The 20147-nt window shown below is 42.0% G+C and carries 21 protein-coding genes and 1 other annotated feature; of the genes, 5 read left to right on the top strand and 16 right to left on the bottom strand.

Going from position 1 to position 20147, the window contains the following annotated elements; translation table 11 throughout:
* Positions 1-115: 115 nt before the first annotated feature.
* The gene (locus tag NSS92_RS02275; RefSeq protein WP_048239190.1) at positions 116-319 is read left to right on the top strand and encodes a YrzA family protein; all 204 of its coding nucleotides are present in this window, start codon (positions 116-118) and stop codon (positions 317-319) included.
* Between the two features lie 38 nt (positions 320-357).
* Here NSS92_RS02275 and NSS92_RS02270 read toward each other — a convergent pair whose 3' ends face one another.
* The 3 genes from NSS92_RS02270 to greA form a co-directional block, all read right to left on the bottom strand.
* A complete protein-coding gene (locus NSS92_RS02270) occupies positions 358-1023 on the bottom strand; it encodes a YrrS family protein (protein ID WP_340866829.1) in 666 nt (221 codons plus the stop codon).
* 67 nt (positions 1024-1090) lie between these two features.
* Positions 1091-2833 carry a peptidoglycan D,D-transpeptidase FtsI family protein gene (locus NSS92_RS02265; protein ID WP_340866828.1) on the bottom strand — a complete coding sequence of 581 codons (1743 nt, stop codon included), beginning with the start codon at positions 2831-2833 and terminating at the stop codon, positions 1091-1093.
* A 50-nt stretch (positions 2834-2883) separates the two neighbouring features.
* A complete protein-coding gene (greA, locus tag NSS92_RS02260) occupies positions 2884-3357 on the bottom strand; it encodes a transcription elongation factor GreA (protein WP_047202506.1) in 474 nt (157 codons plus the stop codon).
* 623 nt (positions 3358-3980) lie between these two features.
* On the opposite strand from greA, the gene NSS92_RS02255 reads away from it, so the two are divergent.
* Entirely contained in the window at positions 3981-4328 is a 348-nt protein-coding gene (locus tag NSS92_RS02255) for an Ig-like domain-containing protein (protein ID WP_267587233.1), read from the top strand.
* Positions 4329-4380: 52 nt separating this feature from the next.
* On the opposite strand, the gene udk is transcribed toward NSS92_RS02255, so the two are convergent.
* From udk to NSS92_RS02190, 13 genes are all read right to left on the bottom strand, one after another.
* Positions 4381-5013: a uridine kinase gene (gene udk / locus NSS92_RS02250; RefSeq protein WP_024423106.1), complete on the bottom strand. Its 633-nt coding sequence runs from the start codon at positions 5011-5013 to the stop codon at positions 4381-4383.
* A 7-nt stretch (positions 5014-5020) separates the two neighbouring features.
* Positions 5021-6289, bottom strand: coding sequence for a peptidase U32 family protein (locus NSS92_RS02245; RefSeq protein WP_111292103.1), 1269 nt, complete (start codon positions 6287-6289; stop codon positions 5021-5023).
* A 20-nt stretch (positions 6290-6309) separates the two neighbouring features.
* On the bottom strand, positions 6310-7239 hold the full coding sequence (locus NSS92_RS02240; protein WP_111292104.1) for a peptidase U32 family protein: 930 nt from the start codon (positions 7237-7239) through the stop codon (positions 6310-6312).
* Complete coding sequence (locus NSS92_RS02235) at positions 7236-7901, bottom strand: O-methyltransferase (protein WP_039180249.1); 666 nt, start codon at positions 7899-7901, stop codon at positions 7236-7238. Before NSS92_RS02235 ends, NSS92_RS02240 begins: the two co-directional genes overlap by 4 nt.
* A gap of 211 nt (positions 7902-8112) precedes the next feature.
* A complete protein-coding gene (gene mltG, locus NSS92_RS02230) occupies positions 8113-9195 on the bottom strand; it encodes an endolytic transglycosylase MltG (protein ID WP_039180252.1) in 1083 nt (360 codons plus the stop codon).
* Between the two features lie 74 nt (positions 9196-9269).
* A complete protein-coding gene (locus NSS92_RS02225; protein ID WP_340866827.1) occupies positions 9270-10358 on the bottom strand; it encodes an acetyl-CoA C-acyltransferase in 1089 nt (362 codons plus the stop codon).
* Positions 10346-11803 carry an acyl-CoA synthetase gene (locus NSS92_RS02220; protein WP_340869885.1) on the bottom strand — a complete coding sequence of 486 codons (1458 nt, stop codon included), beginning with the start codon at positions 11801-11803 and terminating at the stop codon, positions 10346-10348. Before NSS92_RS02220 ends, NSS92_RS02225 begins: the two co-directional genes overlap by 13 nt.
* Complete coding sequence (locus NSS92_RS02215) at positions 11803-12372, bottom strand: biotin transporter BioY (RefSeq protein WP_340866826.1); 570 nt, start codon at positions 12370-12372, stop codon at positions 11803-11805. Before NSS92_RS02215 ends, NSS92_RS02220 begins: the two co-directional genes overlap by 1 nt.
* 151 nt (positions 12373-12523) lie before the next feature.
* Positions 12524-12805, bottom strand: a complete 282-nt coding sequence (locus tag NSS92_RS02210) for a DUF1292 domain-containing protein (protein WP_024423112.1) — start codon at positions 12803-12805, stop codon at positions 12524-12526.
* 15 nt (positions 12806-12820) lie between these two features.
* Positions 12821-13237: a Holliday junction resolvase RuvX gene (gene ruvX / locus NSS92_RS02205; protein WP_340866825.1), complete on the bottom strand. Its 417-nt coding sequence runs from the start codon at positions 13235-13237 to the stop codon at positions 12821-12823.
* Positions 13238-13240: 3 nt separating this feature from the next.
* The gene (locus NSS92_RS02200) at positions 13241-13507 is read right to left on the bottom strand and encodes an IreB family regulatory phosphoprotein (RefSeq protein ID WP_008358522.1); all 267 of its coding nucleotides are present in this window, start codon (positions 13505-13507) and stop codon (positions 13241-13243) included.
* Positions 13508-13596: 89 nt separating this feature from the next.
* On the bottom strand, positions 13597-16233 hold the full coding sequence (gene alaS / locus NSS92_RS02195; RefSeq protein ID WP_340866824.1) for an alanine--tRNA ligase: 2637 nt from the start codon (positions 16231-16233) through the stop codon (positions 13597-13599).
* Positions 16234-16313: 80 nt separating this feature from the next.
* Positions 16314-16520, bottom strand: a binding site (T-box leader).
* A 44-nt stretch (positions 16521-16564) separates the two neighbouring features.
* A complete protein-coding gene (locus NSS92_RS02190; RefSeq protein ID WP_267587227.1) occupies positions 16565-17629 on the bottom strand; it encodes an AI-2E family transporter in 1065 nt (354 codons plus the stop codon).
* Between the two features lie 230 nt (positions 17630-17859).
* Here NSS92_RS02190 and NSS92_RS02185 point away from each other — a divergent pair, with 230 nt between their 5' ends.
* The 3 genes from NSS92_RS02185 to NSS92_RS02175 all read left to right on the top strand — a co-directional run bounded on the left by NSS92_RS02185 (position 17860) and on the right by NSS92_RS02175 (position 20142).
* Positions 17860-18588 (top strand): amino acid ABC transporter ATP-binding protein, encoded by a 729-nt coding sequence (locus NSS92_RS02185; protein WP_048238982.1) that lies wholly within the window; start codon positions 17860-17862, stop codon positions 18586-18588.
* A gap of 13 nt (positions 18589-18601) precedes the next feature.
* Positions 18602-19411, top strand: coding sequence for a transporter substrate-binding domain-containing protein (locus tag NSS92_RS02180; protein ID WP_324290882.1), 810 nt, complete (start codon positions 18602-18604; stop codon positions 19409-19411).
* Positions 19412-19488: 77 nt separating this feature from the next.
* Positions 19489-20142 (top strand): amino acid ABC transporter permease, encoded by a 654-nt coding sequence (locus tag NSS92_RS02175; RefSeq protein ID WP_252056372.1) that lies wholly within the window; start codon positions 19489-19491, stop codon positions 20140-20142.
* Positions 20143-20147: the final 5 nt, after the last annotated feature.

Here is a 20147-nt window from a genome sequence, read left to right as displayed (position 1 = left end):
CCTACCACAACTTCTGTTTCTTTCCTACTAAAAAATACTGGGAGAGGCCGAAAAATATTTGCCCTTCTGAGGGAGAGAGATTAAGATGAATGAAGAGTACAGAGAGGTGAATCAAATGGATTTTCAATTGGATTTTTTAAAGGACAAAATTGAATTTTTTGAAGCATCGTCTTTAAAAGAACTTGAACAAAAGATCCAGAAACAAATTGAGCATAATCAGGCGATCCTGCTGACCGTTCATTCTGTCAGTCATCAAACGACTGTGATCGATGAGCGGATTTTGTATACAGCAGTTGTTCATTTTAAAGCGAATGTTTAAACAAAAAAGATAGCATATCTGCTATCTTTTTTTCATGTTTATCTTAATTTTTCAACCTTCACAGGTTTCCAGCCTTTTTCATCTACCCACGTAATTTCCACGCGGTAGCGTTCACCTGTTGATTTATCACGGATGGTTCCTTTTGCATCTTGAGGACCTCCGTTATTTCCTAACCAAAGAACGGTCATTTGATCTTCTGAAATTCCTGTCGCATAAGACATGGCTTTGATCATTTCTTTCCAGTCTTTTGAGCTGGAATCATAGGTTGCTGTATGTGAACCGGATTGCTCTGTTCCTACAGGCTCCCAGTCATCGTTTTCGTATGTTTTGTCTACGTCACTCGTTTTGCCGCCATCTGTTTCTTTGGCATCTTTTAACGCATCTTTATTAGGCTTTTCTTCATCATCTGTCTTCTTCTTTTCGTCGTCTTGATCAGATGAATCATCTTTTTTTGCATCTGAATCATCGGATGTGTCTTTCTTTGGATCTTTCACATCTTCTTCTGAGTTTTGTTTATTTTCACTTGTTGCAGGTGCCGTTTTTGATGGCTCTTTCGCTACATCTGGATCTTTCGGCTTATTAAAAATTAACAAACTCGATGCGACAACCAAAATAAGCACCACAACGATACCAATTAATATGTTAAGCACCATATTCGCCTTTCTGCGCTTATCACGATGTTCAAATCGAGAATTTCTACTCAAAATCTCTGCACTCCTTTGCCTCTGTTCCCTAAGTCGTTACTATTCTAACATGTCATGAAGGGATGTTCTATGTCTGTTTCTTTTCAATTTCATTGACCTTTTTTACAATATCATAAAACGCATCATTTGTCTTAGCCCGGCCACTTGTCTCGTCAAGGTGAACAACGACAAGGGCGTATTTTGGTTTTTCTACCGGAAAGTATCCAGCAAACCACTTATGATAAAGCGGATTCCCCTTTTTGTCTTGACTGCCGGTTTGGGCAGTACCTGATTTTCCCGCTACATCGTATGGCAAATCTTGAAACCTTCTTCCGGTTCCCTTGTCAGAGGTCACCACCTGTCTTAAATATTTTTGCAGTTTTTGAGCTGTATAGCGGCCTATGCTGCCCGCTTCAGGCCGTTTGTTTTGAAAGGACAGCATTGTTGTTCCATTTTGATACAGCACTTTTTCTGCGATTTTCACTTCTTTTCGTTCTCCTCCTCTTGCGATCGTAGCCATCATATTCGCGATTTGCAGAGGAGTTGTTTTGACATTTTTTTGTCCTATTGCGGTTTGTGCAATGGCTTTTTTGACATGCTTGTCTCTTTTATCTCCCCACACACTGCCTGTTTCTTCACGATCAAACTGTTTGAAGTGCTGCTTATGATAGACATCCCCTTCCCAGCCAGCTCGATCTATGAGTCCAAGTTTTGCAGCCGTCTTTTCGATGATTTGATCATCTGTTTGAATGAGCCTTTCAGCAAGTGTCGCAAAGGTATAATTGCAGCTCTGCGAGAAACTGTCAGTCAGATTCAGCACTTCCTGTTTTCCTTCAGGCTCTCCATATAAATTCTTTCGACAGTCATACATGGTTTGTGGCTGGTCAAGGTTTTTTTCGATTGCTGCGGCAAGCACTGCCGTTTTAAAGACAGAGCCTGGTGCAATGGCTGTCAGCATGTAATTTCTTGCCTCATGCCGGTTTTTACTTGTGACATTTGGGGTACTCGCCATCGCCAGCACACTGCTGCTTTCAATGTCGAGCAAAACGGCACCGCCTTTTTCAACGCCTTGTTCTTTGAGCACATTCTCCATTTCAGCCTGCATGTCTTCATCTATTGTTGTCTGTACCTGAAGTGGATAAAAGGAATGAGCTTCTGCTGTATATTTGACGTCCATACCGAACAAAGGGTTTCCCCTTCCGTCCACATGATATAACAATTTTGTGTCTTGCTCGGGTAATAGAAATTCATCAAAGGTGCTTTCCAGCCCAAATGTGCCGATTTCAGTACGAATAGAAAGCTCTTTTTTGTCAGGATAACGCTTTCTGAGTAGTTCTGGATTCTCGCTTGTGAAGCCTAATGTGTGGAGGGCAAGTCTTTTTTTGTCCTTCTCTTTCATATATACGCCGTACACACCGGAATATTTCATATCATTGATGTCTTTCAGCTTTTTTTTCGTGATGTCATCTTTTAAAATGAGAGGTTTTTTCGTTTCTGTCAGCTGTTTTTTGAGTTCATCTTCTTCCATCTCAAGAATAGAGGCGGTTTGCTGTAGGTGCGGAAGATCATATTGCAGGAAAGGAAATAAGATAACCGCGGGCTGTTCTTTTGTAAGTAGTGCTTGGCCGTTTCGATCTAAAAACTCACCGCGCCCGTCTGAAATAACGACTTCTTCTGTTCGCTGTTTGACACTTTCTTGTATTAAATTGATATCAAGCTTTGAAAAAGATTCTGTGAAGAACAGCTGAATTTCTGCCAGTCTAAACAGAAGACCGAGCAATAGCATAAAAATAATCGCACCTGTCCATTGAATTCTTCTTTTTTTGCGCATAAAAACACCTCGTCCCTATTGTGGACGAGGTGTTTACCTGATAAACGTGATTATGAAATTTTTACAATTTGGACGAACATTTCTCCGCCAGGTGTTTGAACGGTTACTTTGTCGTCTACTTGTTTACCTAAAAGGCTTTTTGCAATAGGTGAATCGTTTGAAATCTTGCCTTCGAACGGATCAGCTTCTGCGCTTCCCACAATTGTGTAAGATTCTTCTTCGCCGTCTGGTAATTCAACGAATGTCACCGTTTTACCAAGTGAGACCACATTTGAATTTCCTTCATCTTCAATAATTTTGGCATTACGAATCATATTATCAAGCGTTGTAATACGGCCTTCTACAAACGCCTGCTCTTCTTTAGCAGAATCATATTCCGAGTTTTCAGAGAGGTCTCCAAAGCTTCTAGCAATTTTAATACGCTCTACAACCTCTTTACGTTTAACCGTTTTCAAATGTTCAAGCTCTTCTTCTAATTTACGCTTTCCTTCTTCTGTCATTGGAAATACTTTCTCTTGTGCCATGAATCATTCACTCCTTCTATTAATCCTCATCATACAAACTTTCTGCACGTGAGTGACGACTGAAATATACAAGAATGAGGACATGTTCAGGCCCTCATTCCTTCTGTCCCATATTCGTAAAAGTCCATCTTACATGGCGTCCCTTTTAGATGCAACTATTATGCCTTTTATTAGACAGGACCACTCGCAGCGGTCTAAAATCGCACAAACTGTGGAAAGGCACAGGAAGCTCCTGTACCTCGTTCGGCCATTTCGATCATATGTAGAAGAATAGCTTATCCATTCTCCATCTTCCAATACATAATATGGTCAGTGTACGATATGTCTATGCTATATTATTACAAAATTGCTTTTTGATCAAGAATTGTTTGAAAATTTGTGATGATTTGTTTGTCGTTTTTTTAATATACTTTTTCAACTTCATTCTTTCGCTATGTGGTAGTGATTTCTCCACCTCTTCTTTTCTTCATTGTTTTATTATCATATCAAACCCTCAAGATTCTTTCTGAGAATGCTACTTTAATAAATGTTCACACGTTATTAACAAATATTAACAAGGAAATATTTGGTTTTTGTTGAATTCTATCAATGCAAGACCAAATACATGCTAGGGAGTGTTTTAAATGAACATGAAGAAAACAATTGTTTCTGTTCTATCCATCTCTACATTATCTTTTTCACTAATGGGCATGGCTTCGGCCAAAGAAACAGCGGATTTCACAGTCAATAGCTTCCCTTCTGGATTTCAAACTTTAGATGTGATTTCGATTCAAAATTACGATTTACCTATGAGAGTTGGTGAGGAGCGCACAGTCTATAATGCTGCAGCAACACGTTATTGGACAGATAACCAGAGTGTTGCTTCTGTTAGCTCTAGTGGGCTAGTGACCGCTCATTCACGTGGCGATGCCACTATCACTCTTTATAAAGGAACGTCTGTCTTAGGACAAGTTTTTGTGAGAGTTTGGTAATATGATGCTGAAAAGACCTTTACAATGTAAAGGTCTTTTTCTTCTCCACCTATTACTCTGCTCGGTTTTGAAGAATCGTTTGAATTTTTGTCACCATGAGGTCTATCGCCACATGGTTTTGACCGCCTTCTGGGATGATAATATCGGCGTATCGCTTTGTCGGTTCAATGAATTGATTATGCATCGGTCTGACAACAGATACATATTGTTCAATCACAGAGTCGATCGACCGGCCTCTTTCCTTCGTATCGCGTAAAATGCGGCGGATGATGCGAAGGTCTGCATCTGTATCAACATACAGTTTAATATCCATTAAGTCTCTCAAACGTTCGTCTTCGAGCGCAAAGATACCTTCAACGATAATGACATCCTTCGGCTCAACATGAACCGTCTCTTCTGAACGTGTGTTCAGCTTAAAATCATATATTGGTTTTTCAATGGATTCGTACCTTAAGAGCTGTTCCAAATGCTCAAACATCAGGTCATTGTCGAATGCAAGCGGATGATCATAGTTCGTGAGCAGGCGCTCTTCAAATGGCATATGACTTTGATTTTTGTAATATAAATCTTGCTGAAGCATGAGGATGGAATGTCCTTTAAATTTTTCATAGATTGAATTGGTGACGCTCGTTTTACCTGAACCCGAGCCGCCAGCAATACCAATGACAACTGGTTTACTCCTCATGTGGCTGTTATTTCCCCTTTCTCATCATGTTGCTAGGGTATACTTTTTGATCAAGCTTGAATTTGACGATTTGCAGCGGATGACGAGCGGCATCTAGTTCATTTCCTTTTTCATCCCAAATCGTTTCAATTTTGCATGTGAAATTCTCAATTTCTGGTCCGAAGAATTCGACTTCGTCGCCTGTTTTAAAGAAGTTACGCTGCTGCAATGTCACGATTTGTTCTTTCTCATCATAATGAAGAACAAGACCTGCAAAATCAAATGTCGTTTTCTTTCCATGAATGCCAAACATTTGTTCATCTGTTCCTGGTACGCCTTCGAAAAAGGCTGGTGCTGTGTCTCGGTTTGCGCATTTATCTAATTCATCTAACCATTCCTGCTGAATGACAAAATTGTCTGGATCAGCACAATACGCATCAATGACTTTACGATACACACTTACAACGGTGGCAACATAATGAATGGATTTCATCCGTCCTTCGATTTTTAAGCTGTCAATTCCCATTTCGATCATTTGCGGAATGGATTCAACAAGCTTCAAATCTTTTGGACTCATTGCAAATGGCGCATCTTCCTCACCAAATAATGGCGCTTCCTCAGAACCTTCTAGTTTATAAAGATCATAATCCCAGCGGCAGGACTGGCAGCAGCCTCCGCGGTTAGAATCTCTTGCTGTCATATGGTTACTGAGCACGCAGCGGCCAGAGTATGCGATACACATCGCACCGTGAATGAATGTTTCGATTTCAATATCGACCTTTTCTTTCATTTCTCTAATTTCTAGCGCACTTGTTTCACGTGCGAGCACCACACGCTCAAGCCCTTCTTCCTTCCAAAATTGAACAGCTTTCCAATTTGAAAGAGATTGCTGTGTGCTTAAATGGACTTCAAGCTTCGGTGCAACACGTTTACATGTTTCAATGATCAGTGGATCAGCTACGATAATGCCTGCAACTCCAGCACCTTCAATCCCTTGAAGGTATTCCTCCAGCCCGTCCATGTTTTCATTGTGGGCAAAGATATTCGTTGTCACATAAATGCGTGCGCCATATTTGTTTGCAAAAGCGACGCCTTCTGCCATTTCTTCAATTGAAAAGTTATCGGCATTTGAGCGAAGTCCAAATTCTTTCCCGCCAATAAAGACAGCATCAGCTCCGTAATGTACAGCAATTTTCAGCTTTTCCAAGTTTCCTGCGGGTGCAAGCAGTTCTGGTTTTTTTGTAATGACACGTTTCCCATCAATCATTTCAGAAATACCATCTTTCAATAATGCCATTTCCTCTGCCTCCTCTTATATTAATAAACCGTTTCTTTAAAGAAGAATCCTGTATCAATCGAACGATTCACTGGCTGAATCTCTTCAATCCGCTTCACCCAGTCTTCTTTCTGATCTTCATACGCGTCTTTGTCAGTCGTTAGTAAATCAATTGCTTTTCTATAAAGTGATGTCACCTCTGTCATATAAGAAAGTGACTTTAAAATTCCGTCAATTTTAAATGAGTCAATGCCTGCGTCGACAAACTCTTCTAATTCGTCAATCATACATACATCATTTGGACTCATAATATGTGTCCCGTTTGCATCCTCGAAAATAGGGTATTTGTTTTGACGCTCTTGGTCATGCAGGAATAGCCCTTCCTCCATATTTCTGCCTTCGACGTCCATTTGCTTGCCCTGGTATTCAAAGTAGTTGCCGATGAGCGTACGTTTCGATTGAAACATACACGTCATGCCATGGACTTGAATTTCAATCTCCACTTCAGCATTTTCTTTGATGTCGATCACACTGTCCATGTTCAGCTCTTTAGCAAGAACAGCACGCGATGCGCCTTTTCTGCCCCAGTAGTTACAAGTGTAATAGTTGGTCCCAGTCGTTTCTGTACTCCAGTGAAGATTCAGGTTCACCCCTGTTTCCTTTGCCGCCATGATCACGGCTGGGTCTCCAAAGACGACGCCGTCCACGCTTAATGAATCGAGAAAGGTTAAATAATCTCCAAGCAGCTGCACGCGGTCATTATGAAAAATCGCATTCATCGCCACATACACTTTTTTGTGATGGGCATGTGCAAGCTCTACCGTTTGTTTCACATCTTCTCTTGAAAACTCACCTGCAAGACGAATACCGTATGTTTGTTCGCCTATTAAGAATGCATCAGCCCCTGCCTCAATTAATGGCAGTACATCTGACACGCTGCTTGGCGTCACAAGCAATTCTGGTTTCTTCATGATTGGTCACCTCTTTTTGTACTAATGGCGATCCCGTCTCCAACTGGGATAATGCACGTTTGGAAATCAGGGTTTGACATGAGCCATTGATTGTATCGATCAATTTTTCCAATTAATTGTTTTTTTCGTTTATCTTCAATTTCTTCTTCATAATTTGTCGCCACTAAGCCTTTGAATAATACATTGTCTGTAATGATCATTCCGTCATGAGCGAGCATCGGTTCAAACAGCTCAAAAAAACGCTTGTACTGCCCTTTTGCAGCATCAATAAAAATCACGTCATAGGGCGCCATCGTTTGGACCGTTTTAGCCGATTCCATCGCATCACCAAAAAACACGTGTATTCTTTCTTTTAACTTTAATTCCTCAATGTTCCGCGTCGCTTCTTCATAGCGCTTTGCATTGCGCTCAATCGTATAAATCTCAGCATCTGGCAGAGCTGTTGCCATTCGAATGGCGGAATAGCCAATCGCTGTCCCGACCTCAAGAATTTTCTTCGGCTTTTTCATCGAAAGCAGCTGCAATAAAAGCTCGATGCTCACCTTTTCCATAATTGGCACATGATGCTCTTTTGCATATATCTCTAATTGAGCGATTGCATCAGGACTTGGGTGAATTAAATGTTCAATATAATCATTTATTCGATCATCTTCGATAGTCATTATCTGTCTAGCTCCTTCATGACCTGAAAAAGAAGAGTCCTGCCTATTGCAGCTCTCTTTCTCGTCAATCTTTCGTTCATCTAAGTAAAAACAACCCGATATATTTTACCACAAAGAAGTGGCAATTGCGAACCTATAAAATGGATATTCCAACGAAAAAAACTGCAGGCAATCTCGTATTGTCTACAGTCTTTTTCGATTCACTTGTACGTTAATTGCTGCCTGTGATGTATTTTGCTTTTGCTTTATTATGCTCATTTAACGTTTTCGTAAATACGACTTCGCCATTTTTCTTCGCAAGGAAGTAAACGTAATCCGTCTTCTCTGGATGCAGAGCGGCTTTCCAAGAGGATTCACCAGCATTTGCAATAGGTCCAGGCGGCAGCCCTTTGTTGTTATACGTGTTATAAGGAGATTTCACTTTTAGGTCTTTGTAATAAACGCGGGATTTATGCTCACCAAGTGCATAAAGAACGGTTGGGTCAGTTTGAAGCGGCATGTCCTTTTTCAACCGGTTATAGAATACACTTGAGATTTTTGCCCGATCTGTCTTTTCTGTTGCTTCCATTTCAATCAGTGATGCCATCGTTAACACATCATGTATGGACATGTTTCTCTTTTTCATGTCTTTTTCATACGTTTTCACGTATTGATCTGTTTGTTTAATCATCGTTTCAATGATCGTTTCGAGCGATTCATCCTCACGATAAAATGGATACGTAGCAGGGAATAAATAACCCTCCAACGGATGTTTCACCTGTTTTCCATTCACCTGTGATGTCACGGTTTTCGGATATTTTTTCATTAACGTTTGAATAAAAGCAGGATCATCCAGCTTCGCTTCAACTTCCTTCGCTGAAAAATTCGTTTGATTTGCAATAATGGCTGCAATATCAGATAGCTGTCTTCCCTCTGGAATCACGAGCTGAAAGGCGTAATCTGTCCCGCCAGATGTCAGCTTTTTGATCAGCGTGTCTGCGTCCATTGTTTGTTTTAAATGAAAATATCCCGCTTTAAAGCCGGACGCGTTTTTATATTTTGCATAATAAGTAAAAATCGTGTCATTCGAAATGAGCCCATTTTCTTTTAAAATGCCCGCAATTTCGCGGACAGATGTCCCATTTGGAATATGAATATTAATGGTTTGTTTACTTTTTTGATCGACCGGTCCGAGTGCTGATTTAACATATAAAAAGCCTGATAATGCTGCAATGATGATAACAGCAAGGACAGATAACAGGACGATCCCCATTTTTCTTTTGAAGAATGGTCGTTTCTTTTGTTCTGAAAACATGCATGGCCCTCCTCACATCTAGCTTTTATAGTACATGATTCGACGGAGTTCGGCAATTACTTGCTTATGCATCCTCATGACAGAACTTGACATAACACGGCTAAACCAATGCCGCCACCACTTCCAATAGCAGCCATGACATAGCTTCCATTCGGTAAGGCGCGCGCTTCATAAAATAATCTCACCATTATAGCAGCTCCTGACGCGCTGTATGGATGCCCAAGGCAAAGTGCACCGCCTCTTCTATTGATCCGGTCAAATGGTATACCCAGCGTCCGGGCAATAAGTGCTGGCTTCAGCGCAAACGCTTCATTGATTTCAAATAACGCCACTTCTTCTGCCTTTAGGTTCTCTTGATTCAAAAGCTTCTTGATCGCATCAATTGGTGAAGCAGCTGGAAAATGAGGATGTATCGCTGTCACAACACTTCCGACATACCGTAACATCGCCTTACATTCACTCGCTTCCGCTAGCGATCTTTCCATCACAGCGACAGCAGCTGCTCCGTCTGCTTTCTTACAGCTATTGGCAGCGGTCACAGTTCCTTTTCCCGGCAAAAATACAGGTTTTGCCCGCTTGATCAGCTTTGCCATCGGTCTTATTTTAGCAGCCGCTTCATCTATGCTCATACCGTCAATCGAAACGATTTCTTCTGAATATGTACCATGTTTAAATGCTGCTAAACTTCTTTCCCAGCTTAAAAGGGCATAGTCATCTTGTTCTTTTCTCGTGACAGAAAATGTCGACGCGGTCAGCTCAGCTGCTTCTCCCATATGCGGATCTCCTATCCACTCCGGTGAAAAGCGGGCTCTTTCTTTCATTGGTGATCTGGAAATGCTCTCTGTCCCGCCAGCGATATACATTGAGCCCTCCCCTGATTGAACCATGATGCAAGCTGTTCTGATCGCTTCAAGACCAGAGGCACACTGCCTGTCAATCGTCATACCGGGAACATGTAAAGGAAGACCTGCTTCTAATGAGGACAGACGGGCCATATTTCCACCGCCTCCGACGACGTTGCCTAATATGACGTCATCCGGCGTCCTCATCTGAGACAAATGCCGAATAAGGGGAGCGGCTAATTGTTCTGGGCGATAATCCTTCAGCATCCCGTTTTTGTCACCGAAGGGTGTTCGTTTTGCTTGTACGATCACTGCTTGCATGACAATTGCTCCTCCGCCCACTTTTTCATGCTCACGCGGGCTATTTTTCCGCCGGATGTTGCAATCATTTGATCAATCACAAGCCATTTTTTTGGTACCTTGTAGGCTGCAAGCTTTTCTTTGACAGCTTGTCGAACCGCCTTTATTTGCAGCACTTGCTCCAGTATGGCAACAGGGATTTCACCCCAATATGGGTCAGGAACGCCAACCACAACCGACCGCTTCACCTCTGGCTGTTCATTTAGCACGCGCTCAATTTCCTCAGGAAAAATATTCAGTCCCCCATAAACAATCATGCCATTCTCACGGCCGCTCATATACAGATAACCGTCTTCATCCAGCCAGCCCATGTCGTAAACTGTCAACCACTCCTGCGGCGGTTTCTCTCCATGTAAGTAGCCTGAAAAAGTCATTGGGCTCTTTACATAAATTCTCCCTGTTTCATTTGGCTGACAGACAGATTGATCGGGCCGCCTTACTTCTACTTGAATGGAGGAGAAAGGCCGTCCAACAGAAGAAGGTTTTTGTAGAAAATCATTTGAAGACAAATAAGAGACAAAACTCAACTCTGATGTGCCATAAAAATCAAAAAAAGTGACATGTGGATAGTTGGTGACGAGCTGTTCTTTTGAAGAGATGCTCCAATCTGCTCCCGATGACATGACAAGAAGCGGATTGTCTCCTCCAAAAGCATCGATTTGCAGTAACGTTTCTGTCATTGTTGGGACAGTATACATAACGGTGATATCACCTGTCTCTAAGGCTTTCTTTGCTTTTCCTGGCACAAATTTTTCTAAAAGCGTCACTGTGCCGCCAAAGTATAATGTACTGATGGCACCATATAAAAAGTGAGAGGATAAAAGTGTACCTAATATGAGAACATGATCTTGATGAGTGATTCCAAATGAAGCGGCGGTCATTCGAAAGCTCTCGATCCATGACTGCTGACGCCTAATAAAGGCTTTCGGTGAGCCCGTTGATCCTGACGTAAATCCCATATAAAAGACAGGGTCCTTTTCATCACATTTGCTGCATGGACTGTCTGTGAAAAGGTTCATTCTTTCCTTCCATTCAGATAAAGAAAGAAGCGGCATGTCCACACTGCCCTGTTCAAATCTTTTCATATATCGATCCTCTATAATGGCGAGGTCTGCCTCACTTAACAAGAGCTTTTCTACACATTCCTCATGACTCCATCTCGGATCAAGCGGAACGGCTGTCCAGCCTGCACAAGCAGCGCCCGCAAATATTTGCAAGAAAGAAGCGCCATTTGATAATAAAAAAGCGATTCTTTTTTGCTGATGAGCCGTTCCTTGTAACCACTGTGCCGATCTCTGCACACGTTCATACCAATCTTGATATGTAATGCTTTCTTGCTCATCTATGATGGCAATCTGATCTGGTTTCATTTCTGCATGTACTGCATAGCTTTCCGTTATTCTGATCAAACTGCACGCCTCCCTTTGTGCAGATCCCTTTTTCGATATGACATGGCCTGAATGATTTTGACCGTAAAGACAGCACACATGCCCGCTTTGATGAAATCACCTGGAAGATAAATCAAACTAAAAAAAGCTGCCTGCGAGACCTTAATATGCATCATCATGGCTTGAAAAGGAATGCCGCATAAATATAAAATCACAATACTGCAAACCGCATAGATCACAAAAAGACGCAGTGCGGTTACTTTTTTCAGCCGGTTCACCCATAGGCTGATCATGAAGGCAGCAACTGGATAAGCAAGTAGAAAGCCACCGCTTGGCCCAAAAAAGACCCCAATTCCGCCTCTCCCACCTGATAAAAGAGGTGCGCCTGCTGCCACAACCAAAAGAAAAAGACATAAACTGATCAGTGCTTGTTTTGGCTTTAACAGCCCTCCAGCAAGCAAAAGACCTGCGGTTTGCAATGTAATCGGTACAGGTGTAAATGTAAGTAAAATCGGCGGGATCAATCCCAACATCCCGATGACTGCTGTCATTAACGCTATTTGCATCATATCTTGAATTTTCAACATACATACCCCTCACTCAATTTATTGTTAAAAACAGAGTAAAAGGTACAGTTCATTATGTCAACATAAAACGAAATTAAGTTAACATAATAGCCGTAAAAAAAGACCTGTGAAGAAAGATCATGAAGATCCGTTCACAGGCCTTTTATTCGTTCTATTCTTCGTCTTCTTGATCTAAGAACGTATTTAACGTTTCTTCAATCATGTCCCACTCTTCATCCGTTTCAATCGGCTCTAGCTCGCCATCTTCACCGTCTTCGTTCGGTGTGAAGCTTGATGCATGAATTTCAATTTCCTCATTGTCTTGCTCAGAAATTGGGTAGTAAAGAACATATGATTTGTTAAAATGATCGCTTTCAAAAGTAAATAGTACTTCGCAAAGCTGTTCATTTCCATTATCATCAACGATTGTAATTTGCTTTTCTCCGTGTTCCATTTGATTCACCTCATTTTAATTTAAGCTGTCTAAATATCCTTGCAGGATCATGACAGCCGCCATTTTATCAATGACTTTTTTACGCTTTTGTCTGCTCACATCTGCAGAGATGAGCATTTTTTCCGCTGCCATTGTTGACATACGCTCGTCCCAAAGCACAACAGGAACATTGTACGTGTTTTCTAACACTTTCGCAAATGATTGGCTGGCTTCGCCTCTTGGACCGACCGTGCCGTTCATATTTTTTGGAAAGCCAAGTACAATTTTATCCGCTCCATATTCTGCAATGATCTCAGACAGGCGGCTGAGACCAAAGTCTCCGCCTGCTTCATCAATTTTAATCGTTTCAATCCCTTGCGCTGTCCATCCCATTTCATCACTGATCGCAACACCAAGGGTTTTCGTGCCTAAATCTAAGCCCAAAATTCTCATGTTTTACGCCTCTTTATGTGTCTCTAAGTACGATTTAACCAATTCCTCAATTAATTCGTCTCGTTCTAGTTTACGAATTAGGTTGCGTGCATCCTGATGTCTTGGAATATAAGCAGGGTCGCCTGACAGCAAGTATCCGACAATTTGATTGATCGGGTTGTATCCTTTTTCTTGTAGTGCGTCATGAACTGTAATGAGCACTTCATTCACATTGGTTTCAGCTGAATCATCAGAGAAGTTAAACTTCATTGTCTTATCAAATGAACTCACTGCTTCTTGCACCTCTCTTCCAACATTCTACTAGCAAGCTTTTTTCTAACCGCTCATCTAATACCATTATTCTACACTACATCGCCTGATTATAAAACGGATTTGACAGATTCTTCGACAGTTGCCAGTGCTTCTTCAAGTTTTTCTGGTTGTTTTCCGCCTGCTTGTGCCATGTCTGGACGTCCGCCTCCGCCTCCGCCGCAGATTTCAGCTGCCTGCTTTACAAGCTTCCCTGCATGCAGACCTTTTTCGATCACGTCTTTTGTCACTCCTGCTGAAATGTTTACTTTTCCGTTTTGAACGGCTCCTAGGACGATGACAGCTGATCCTAATTTAGCTTTCAAGTCATCAACCATTGTTCTTAAATGGTTCATGTCTTTAGCATTTACTTTTTCAGTTAATACTTTCACTCCGCCAACTTCTGTCACTTTCTCTAAAATAGAGCCTGCTTCTGCTTGGCTTAATTTCGCAAGAAGAGATTCGTTTTCTCTTTGAACCTCTTTTAAATCTGCCTGTAATGATGCAATCCGTTTTGGGACGTCCTTCGTATTTGACTTCAGCTCACTTGCTGCCTGCTCTAAAATCGCCAGCTGGTCATTTAATTCTTCATAGGCACCTTTACCAGTCACAGCTTCAATACGGCGTGTTCCAGCACCAATACCCGACTCAGAAGCAATTTTAAACAAACCGATTTCCGCAGTGTTTTGCACGTGACAGCCGCCGCATAGCTCGATGCTGTAATCGCCCACTTGGACAACACGGACAATATCGCCATACTTCTCGCCGAAGAGCGCCATAGCACCCATTTCTTTTGCTTCAGCAATTGGTTTTAGATCAATAGCAACAGAAATACCTTCCCAAATCTTTTCGTTCACGATTTTTTCAATTTGAGACAATTCTTCTTTCGTCACTTGTCCAAAGTGAGAGAAATCAAAGCGAAGTCTGTTTTCATTCACCAATGACCCTGCTTGGTTCACATGGCTGCCTAATACATCTTTTAGCGCCTGATGCAGAAGGTGTGTCGCTGTATGGTTTTTCACAATGCCTTTTCGAAGAGCTGATTCCACTTCTGCAGTGACTTCGAGACCTTTTTGAGCCATACCGCTTATGACGACTCCTTCATGGACATGCTGACCGTTTGGCGCTTTTTTCACGTCTTTGATCTCAATGATGGCTTCTGCACTTTTTAGTGTCCCTTTATCAGCCACTTGTCCGCCGCTTTCCGCATAGAAAGGTGTTTCATCTAACAAGATTTGCACCGTGTCTCCTTCATGTGCTTCCGAGACAATTTCTCCGTTTTGAAGCAATTCGATAATGCGAGTTTCCGCAGTTAAATTTTCGTAGCCAACAAAGGTACTTTCCACTTTAATATCGCCTAAAGCGCCGCCTTGAACCTGCATACTGCCGACATCTTGTCTCGCATTTCTTGCCCGTTCACGCTGCTTCTCCATTTCCGCTTGGAAGCCTTCTCGATCAACTGTCATGTTCTCATCTTCTGCGTATTCTTCTGTCAGCTCGACAGGGAATCCATATGTGTCATACAGCTTAAATACATCTTCACCTGAAATTTGTGAGCTGCCTTTGTCTCTTTCTTTTTTTATCACTTCTGACAAAATGGCTAACCCTTCGTTCAGTGTTTCGTGGAAACGTTCTTCTTCGTTTTTGATGACTTTCGCAATAAATTCTTCTTTTGCTTGTACATCTGGGTAGAAATCCTTCATGATCTCAGCAACAACTGGCACCAGATCATACATAAACGGACGATGGATATGGATCGTTTTTGCATAACGCACAGCACGGCGCAGCAAACGTCTTAATACATATCCCCGGCCTTCATTGGAAGGAAGCGCTCCGTCACTTACAGCAAAGGCAACTGTCCTGATATGGTCAGCAATCACTTTAAATGCTGTATCTTTTTCCTTCGCCAAACCATAGCTTTCTCCAGAAATGGTTTCGACTGCACGAATAATTGGCATGAATAGGTCTGTATCAAAGTTCGTTGGCACATTTTGAATGACAGATACCATTCGTTCAAGACCCATCCCTGTATCAATGTTTTTCTTCGGCAGTGGTGTGTATGACCCATCTGGATTATGGTTGAATTCAGAGAACACCAGATTCCATACTTCTAGATAACGCTCGTTTTCCCCGCCTGGATATAATTCTGGATCGTTCATATCGTGACCGTATGATTCACCGCGGTCATAGAAAATTTCTGTATTCGGTCCGCTTGGGCCCTCGCCAATATCCCAGAAGTTGCCTTCAAGACGGATAATACGTTCTTCAGGCACACCGATTTTATCTCTCCAAAGGATATATGCTTCTTCGTCCTCTGGGTGGACTGTCACAGACAACAAATTCGGATCAAAGCCAATCCATTCGTCACTTGTGAGGAATTCCCACGCCCATTCAATGGCCTCTTCTTTAAAATAGTCACCAATAGAGAAGTTGCCAAGCATTTCAAAGAATGTGTGATGGCGTGCTGTCTTCCCTACATTTTCAATATCATTCGTACGAATCGATTTTTGCGCGTTGCAAATACGCGGATTGTCAGGTACGACGCGGCCATCAAAGTATTTTTTTAATGTTGCCACCCCACTGTTGATCCATAAAAGTGTCGGATCGTCATGCGGTACAAGTGACGCACTCGGTTCTACAGCATGTCCTTTTTCTTTAAAAAAGTCTAAAAACATTTGACGTACTTGAGCTGAAGTTAAAGTTTTCATTCAAAAATCCTCCCTTTTCATTCATCAATCTCCACACAAACGCAAAAACATCCCGCCCTATGCAAGCACAAAACGACTTACACAGGGACGAGATGTTCTCGCGGTACCACCCTGATTATAGACAATATGTCTATCACCTTCACATCCGATAACGCCGGAAGAGAGCGGCAGTGTTTATCTGCACTCGGGACTAGCTTCCGTTAAAGGTCTGATAAGGCTTTTCTCAGCAAATAAAGCCTCTCTCTGCAACAGCTTTTTAACGTACTCGGGTCCGTCATTGAATTTCAATATGTATGAATCGAAATTATTATAGACAACTCGGCTCGTCTTGTCAATGAACGCTTCGTCTCATCAGGATATATTGCACAATGATCACCCTAATAATAGCAGCAGTTGGTACGGCTAAAATCATACCTATTAAACCAAATAACTCTCCACCAGCAAGCAAGACAAGCATAATGACGACAGGATGCATATGAAGACTTCGCCCAACAATGATCGGGCTGAGGACATTGCTCTCTAAAAATTGCAGCACCGCTACTGTGATCAGCACAATGATGACCGATTTCACCGAAATGGTAAACGCAATAAAGACGGCAGGAACTGCGCCAATAATCGGTCCAAAATACGGAATCACGTTCGTTGCTCCTATCATCATGCCAAGGACGAGCGGGTACGGGATATGAAAAAGCCAGAGCACAATGGCTGCTGCCCCCCCTATTAAAGAACAGACAAGCAGCTGCCCTCGAATATAATCACCAAGCGATTCATCCACTGCTTTGACAAAAGCATGCCCCCTCTTCCTAAATGATGGCGGCGTTAAATACCATGCCGCCCGCTTCATTGTGTTCATGTCTTTTACCATATAAAAAACAAGAAAAGGAATGAGTGCTGCGACTAAAGCGTAATCAAATAAAACTTTACAGCTAAGAATCATCCGCTCAGCGCTATTGGCTGCATATGTCTCCGATTGAACAATGAAGCGATCCAAGCGGTCGTGAAGTCCGTCAGGCCAGTGGCTCGTATGATGATGAATATGTGATAAAGCGCCATTATAAGTTTCAGCGATGACAGGAATTTGTTCTGACAGCTCATTTAACTGTGCGATCATAACAGGCGCTCCTTTATAAACAGCAAAACCAATCCCGCCAAAAAACAGGACATAGATCAATAAAAGGCTGACTGTTCTTGGCAGCCCTCTTGCATGCAGTCTTTCCACAATAGGATAAAGCAGATAAGAAATAAAAATGGCGATCAGAAGCGGAATCAGAACCGCCTTCAGCAATAAAAAAATAGGCATCCATAACTCGTCGAGCTGCAGTAAAATGAGCAAGGATGCAAGGACAAGCAGGACCCCTGCAGCATATATCAGAAATTGGATGGGACGTTTCTTCACCTATTTCACCTCTCTTCTTATTGTTTAACCATCTTCTGCAATTATCCACGTAAATAAAATTTGTCCTAACTTTGTTAAAAATGAATACACATGAAACATACAGCTCCATCCAAAGTCACTGTTTGCTGTAAAATCTCGTCAGAAAATATTCCATCATTTACTTCTTTTTACACAAGTTGTGCTAGAATCCACTTTAGCTTTAGCCAATGAAACACAAGAGGAGGTTCTTCATGATCACATTCGAAGAAGTCAACAAGCATTATGGCCAGTTCCATGTACTTAAGGACATTAACCTACATATTCAAAAAGGGGAGGTTGTTGTGATCATCGGTCCTTCAGGATCTGGAAAAAGCACGATGCTCAGATGTATCAATCGTCTTGAAAGCATTGATGAGGGAAAAGTTCTCGTCAACCAAGTGTCTGTTCAGCATCCGAAGACCAACATCAATCTTGTCAGACAAAATATCGGAATGGTCTTTCAGCATTTTCACCTCTATCCGCATAAGACGGTGCTTGAAAACATTATGCTTGCGCCGATGAAGGTCAAAAAAGTGAGCAAGGAAGAAGCAAAGGAAACAGCTGAATTTTATTTAAATAAAGTCGGCATTCCTGAAAAGGCAGACACCTATCCTTCAAGACTCTCGGGCGGACAGCAGCAGCGCGTTGCCATTGCAAGAGGGCTTGCGATGAAGCCAGAGGTGATGCTTTTTGACGAACCGACTTCTGCACTTGATCCAGAGATGATCGGCGAGGTATTAGATGTGATGAAGCAGCTGGCCCGTGAAGGCATGACCATGGTTGTCGTCACGCATGAGATGGGCTTTGCCCGCGAAGTGGCCGACCGCATTGTTTTTATTGATGAAGGCAGAATTCTTGAAGAATCAACACCGGCTGCATTTTATGAAAAACCGCAAGAGAAACGTGCTCAATTATTTTTAAGCCGTATATTAAATCACTAGGGGGAATGGTTTGATGAAAAAAATGAAACGCTTTGGCCTGCTGCTCTTTATGACTTGCTGCATCGCCGCTTTGGCTGCTTGTGGATCTACTGAAAAAGGGTCAACTGATGCAAAACAAGGAAGTTCTTTAGAAGCCATTAAGAAAGACAAAAAAATCATTTTCGGTGTAAAAAATGACACACGTCTATTCGGTCTAAAAAATCCGAGCAGCGGTGATATTGAAGGATTTGATATTGACATTGCAAAAGCCATCGCAAAAGAAATACTCGGCGATGAAGGAAAAGCAGAATTTAAGGAAGTGACATCTAAAACAAGAATTCCTTTGCTTCAAAAAGGGGATATCCATGCGATTGTTGCGACCATGACAATTACAGAAGAGCGTAAAAAAGAAGTCAATTTCTCAGATGTTTACTTTGAAGCAGGACAATCACTGCTTGTGAAAAAAGGAAGCGACATTCAATCCATTGATGATCTTAAAAAAGGAACAAAGGTGCTGGCCGTGAAAGGATCTACTTCTTCTCAAAATATCCGCGAGAAAGCACCTGAAGCATCCGTATTAGAATTTGAGAACTATCAGGAGGCTTTTACAGCCTTAAAATCAAACCAAGGGCAAGTGCTGACAACTGATAATGCGATCTTATTTGGTATGGCAGATGAGGATTCAAATTACGAAGTGGTCGGCGGCACTTTTACCGATGAACCTTATGGCATTGCTGTGAAAAAAGGGGATCAAGAATTAACAGATGCGATCAATAAAGCCTTAAAAACGTTAAAAGACAATGGAGAGTATGACAAGATTCTTAAAAAATGGATCAAAGAATAACGTTTGATTCGTTAAGATCGATGCCTCAGGTGAGCCGCTCCATGGCTCCCCTGTTGATCAGGAAGGAAGTGAACTGATTGCTGCGGTTTTCCATTCTCACTGAAAACTTTCATCTTTATTTAGAAGGCTTTAAATATACCATTGGTGCAAGTGTCATTGCTCTGATTGGAAGCTTTTTGATCGGTACACTCATTGCCATTATGAGAATTGCGCCACTCAGGCCGCTCAACTGGTTAGGGACGGCTTACGTGGAATTTATTCGGAATATTCCGTTATTATTGATCACCTTTGTTTTCTTCTTTGGTTTACCCGTGCTGGGTATTGTAGCAGATGGCTTTACTGCTGGTACGATTGCTCTTGCCATTTATACCTCTGCCTTTATTGCTGAAGCCATTCGTGCAGGGATACAAGCTGTGCCGCTTGGACAAATGGAAGCAGCCCGCGCTTCAGGTCTGTCATATGGCGGGACAATGCGGTATATCATTTTGCCGCAGGCGATTAAAATCGTCATTCCCCCTCTTGGGAATCAATTTATTAACCTTGTCAAAAACTCCTCTATTTTAGGTGTCATTGCAGGGTTTGATCTCATGTATCAGGGAGACCTCATTGCGTCTAGAACATTTGTGACGTTTGATGTCTACATCTTTGTTGCGATGTTCTATCTGCTATTAACAATTCCGCTCAGTCTAGGTGTTGGTTATTTAGAAAGAAGATTAGCAAGAAGCCACTAGAAAGG

The sequence above is a fragment of the Bacillus sp. FSL M8-0166 genome (assembly GCF_038008825.1).
Taxonomy (GTDB): domain Bacteria; phylum Bacillota; class Bacilli; order Bacillales; family Bacillaceae; genus Bacillus; species Bacillus safensis.
This window is presented reverse-complemented; position numbering and strand designations above follow the sequence as displayed.

Excerpts from the sequence above, each read along its gene's own strand:
- ruvX (WP_340866825.1), bottom strand. The coding sequence starts at position 13,237 with ATGAGAATTTTGGGCTTAGATTTAGGCACGAAAACCCTTGGTGTTGCG.
- udk (WP_024423106.1), bottom strand. The coding sequence starts at position 5,013 with ATGAGGAGTAAACCAGTTGTCATTGGTATTGCTGGCGGCTCGGGTTCA.
- NSS92_RS02235 (WP_039180249.1), bottom strand. The coding sequence starts at position 7,901 with ATGACTATCGAAGATGATCGAATAAATGATTATATTGAACATTTAATT.
- NSS92_RS02275 (WP_048239190.1), top strand. The coding sequence starts at position 116 with ATGGATTTTCAATTGGATTTTTTAAAGGACAAAATTGAATTTTTTGAA.
- NSS92_RS02240 (WP_111292104.1), bottom strand. The coding sequence starts at position 7,239 with ATGAAGAAACCAGAATTGCTTGTGACGCCAAGCAGCGTGTCAGATGTA.
- mltG (WP_039180252.1), bottom strand. The coding sequence starts at position 9,195 with ATGTTTTCAGAACAAAAGAAACGACCATTCTTCAAAAGAAAAATGGGG.
- NSS92_RS02180 (WP_324290882.1), top strand. The coding sequence starts at position 18,602 with ATGAAAAAAATGAAACGCTTTGGCCTGCTGCTCTTTATGACTTGCTGC.
- NSS92_RS02255 (WP_267587233.1), top strand. The coding sequence starts at position 3,981 with ATGAACATGAAGAAAACAATTGTTTCTGTTCTATCCATCTCTACATTA.
- NSS92_RS02225 (WP_340866827.1), bottom strand. The coding sequence starts at position 10,358 with ATGCAAGCAGTGATCGTACAAGCAAAACGAACACCCTTCGGTGACAAA.
- NSS92_RS02185 (WP_048238982.1), top strand. The coding sequence starts at position 17,860 with ATGATCACATTCGAAGAAGTCAACAAGCATTATGGCCAGTTCCATGTA.
- NSS92_RS02210 (WP_024423112.1), bottom strand. The coding sequence starts at position 12,805 with ATGGAACACGGAGAAAAGCAAATTACAATCGTTGATGATAATGGAAAT.
- alaS (WP_340866824.1), bottom strand. The coding sequence starts at position 16,233 with ATGAAAACTTTAACTTCAGCTCAAGTACGTCAAATGTTTTTAGACTTT.
- greA (WP_047202506.1), bottom strand. The coding sequence starts at position 3,357 with ATGGCACAAGAGAAAGTATTTCCAATGACAGAAGAAGGAAAGCGTAAA.
- NSS92_RS02215 (WP_340866826.1), bottom strand. The coding sequence starts at position 12,372 with ATGTTGAAAATTCAAGATATGATGCAAATAGCGTTAATGACAGCAGTC.
- NSS92_RS02245 (WP_111292103.1), bottom strand. The coding sequence starts at position 6,289 with ATGGCATTATTGAAAGATGGTATTTCTGAAATGATTGATGGGAAACGT.
- NSS92_RS02265 (WP_340866828.1), bottom strand. The coding sequence starts at position 2,833 with ATGCGCAAAAAAAGAAGAATTCAATGGACAGGTGCGATTATTTTTATG.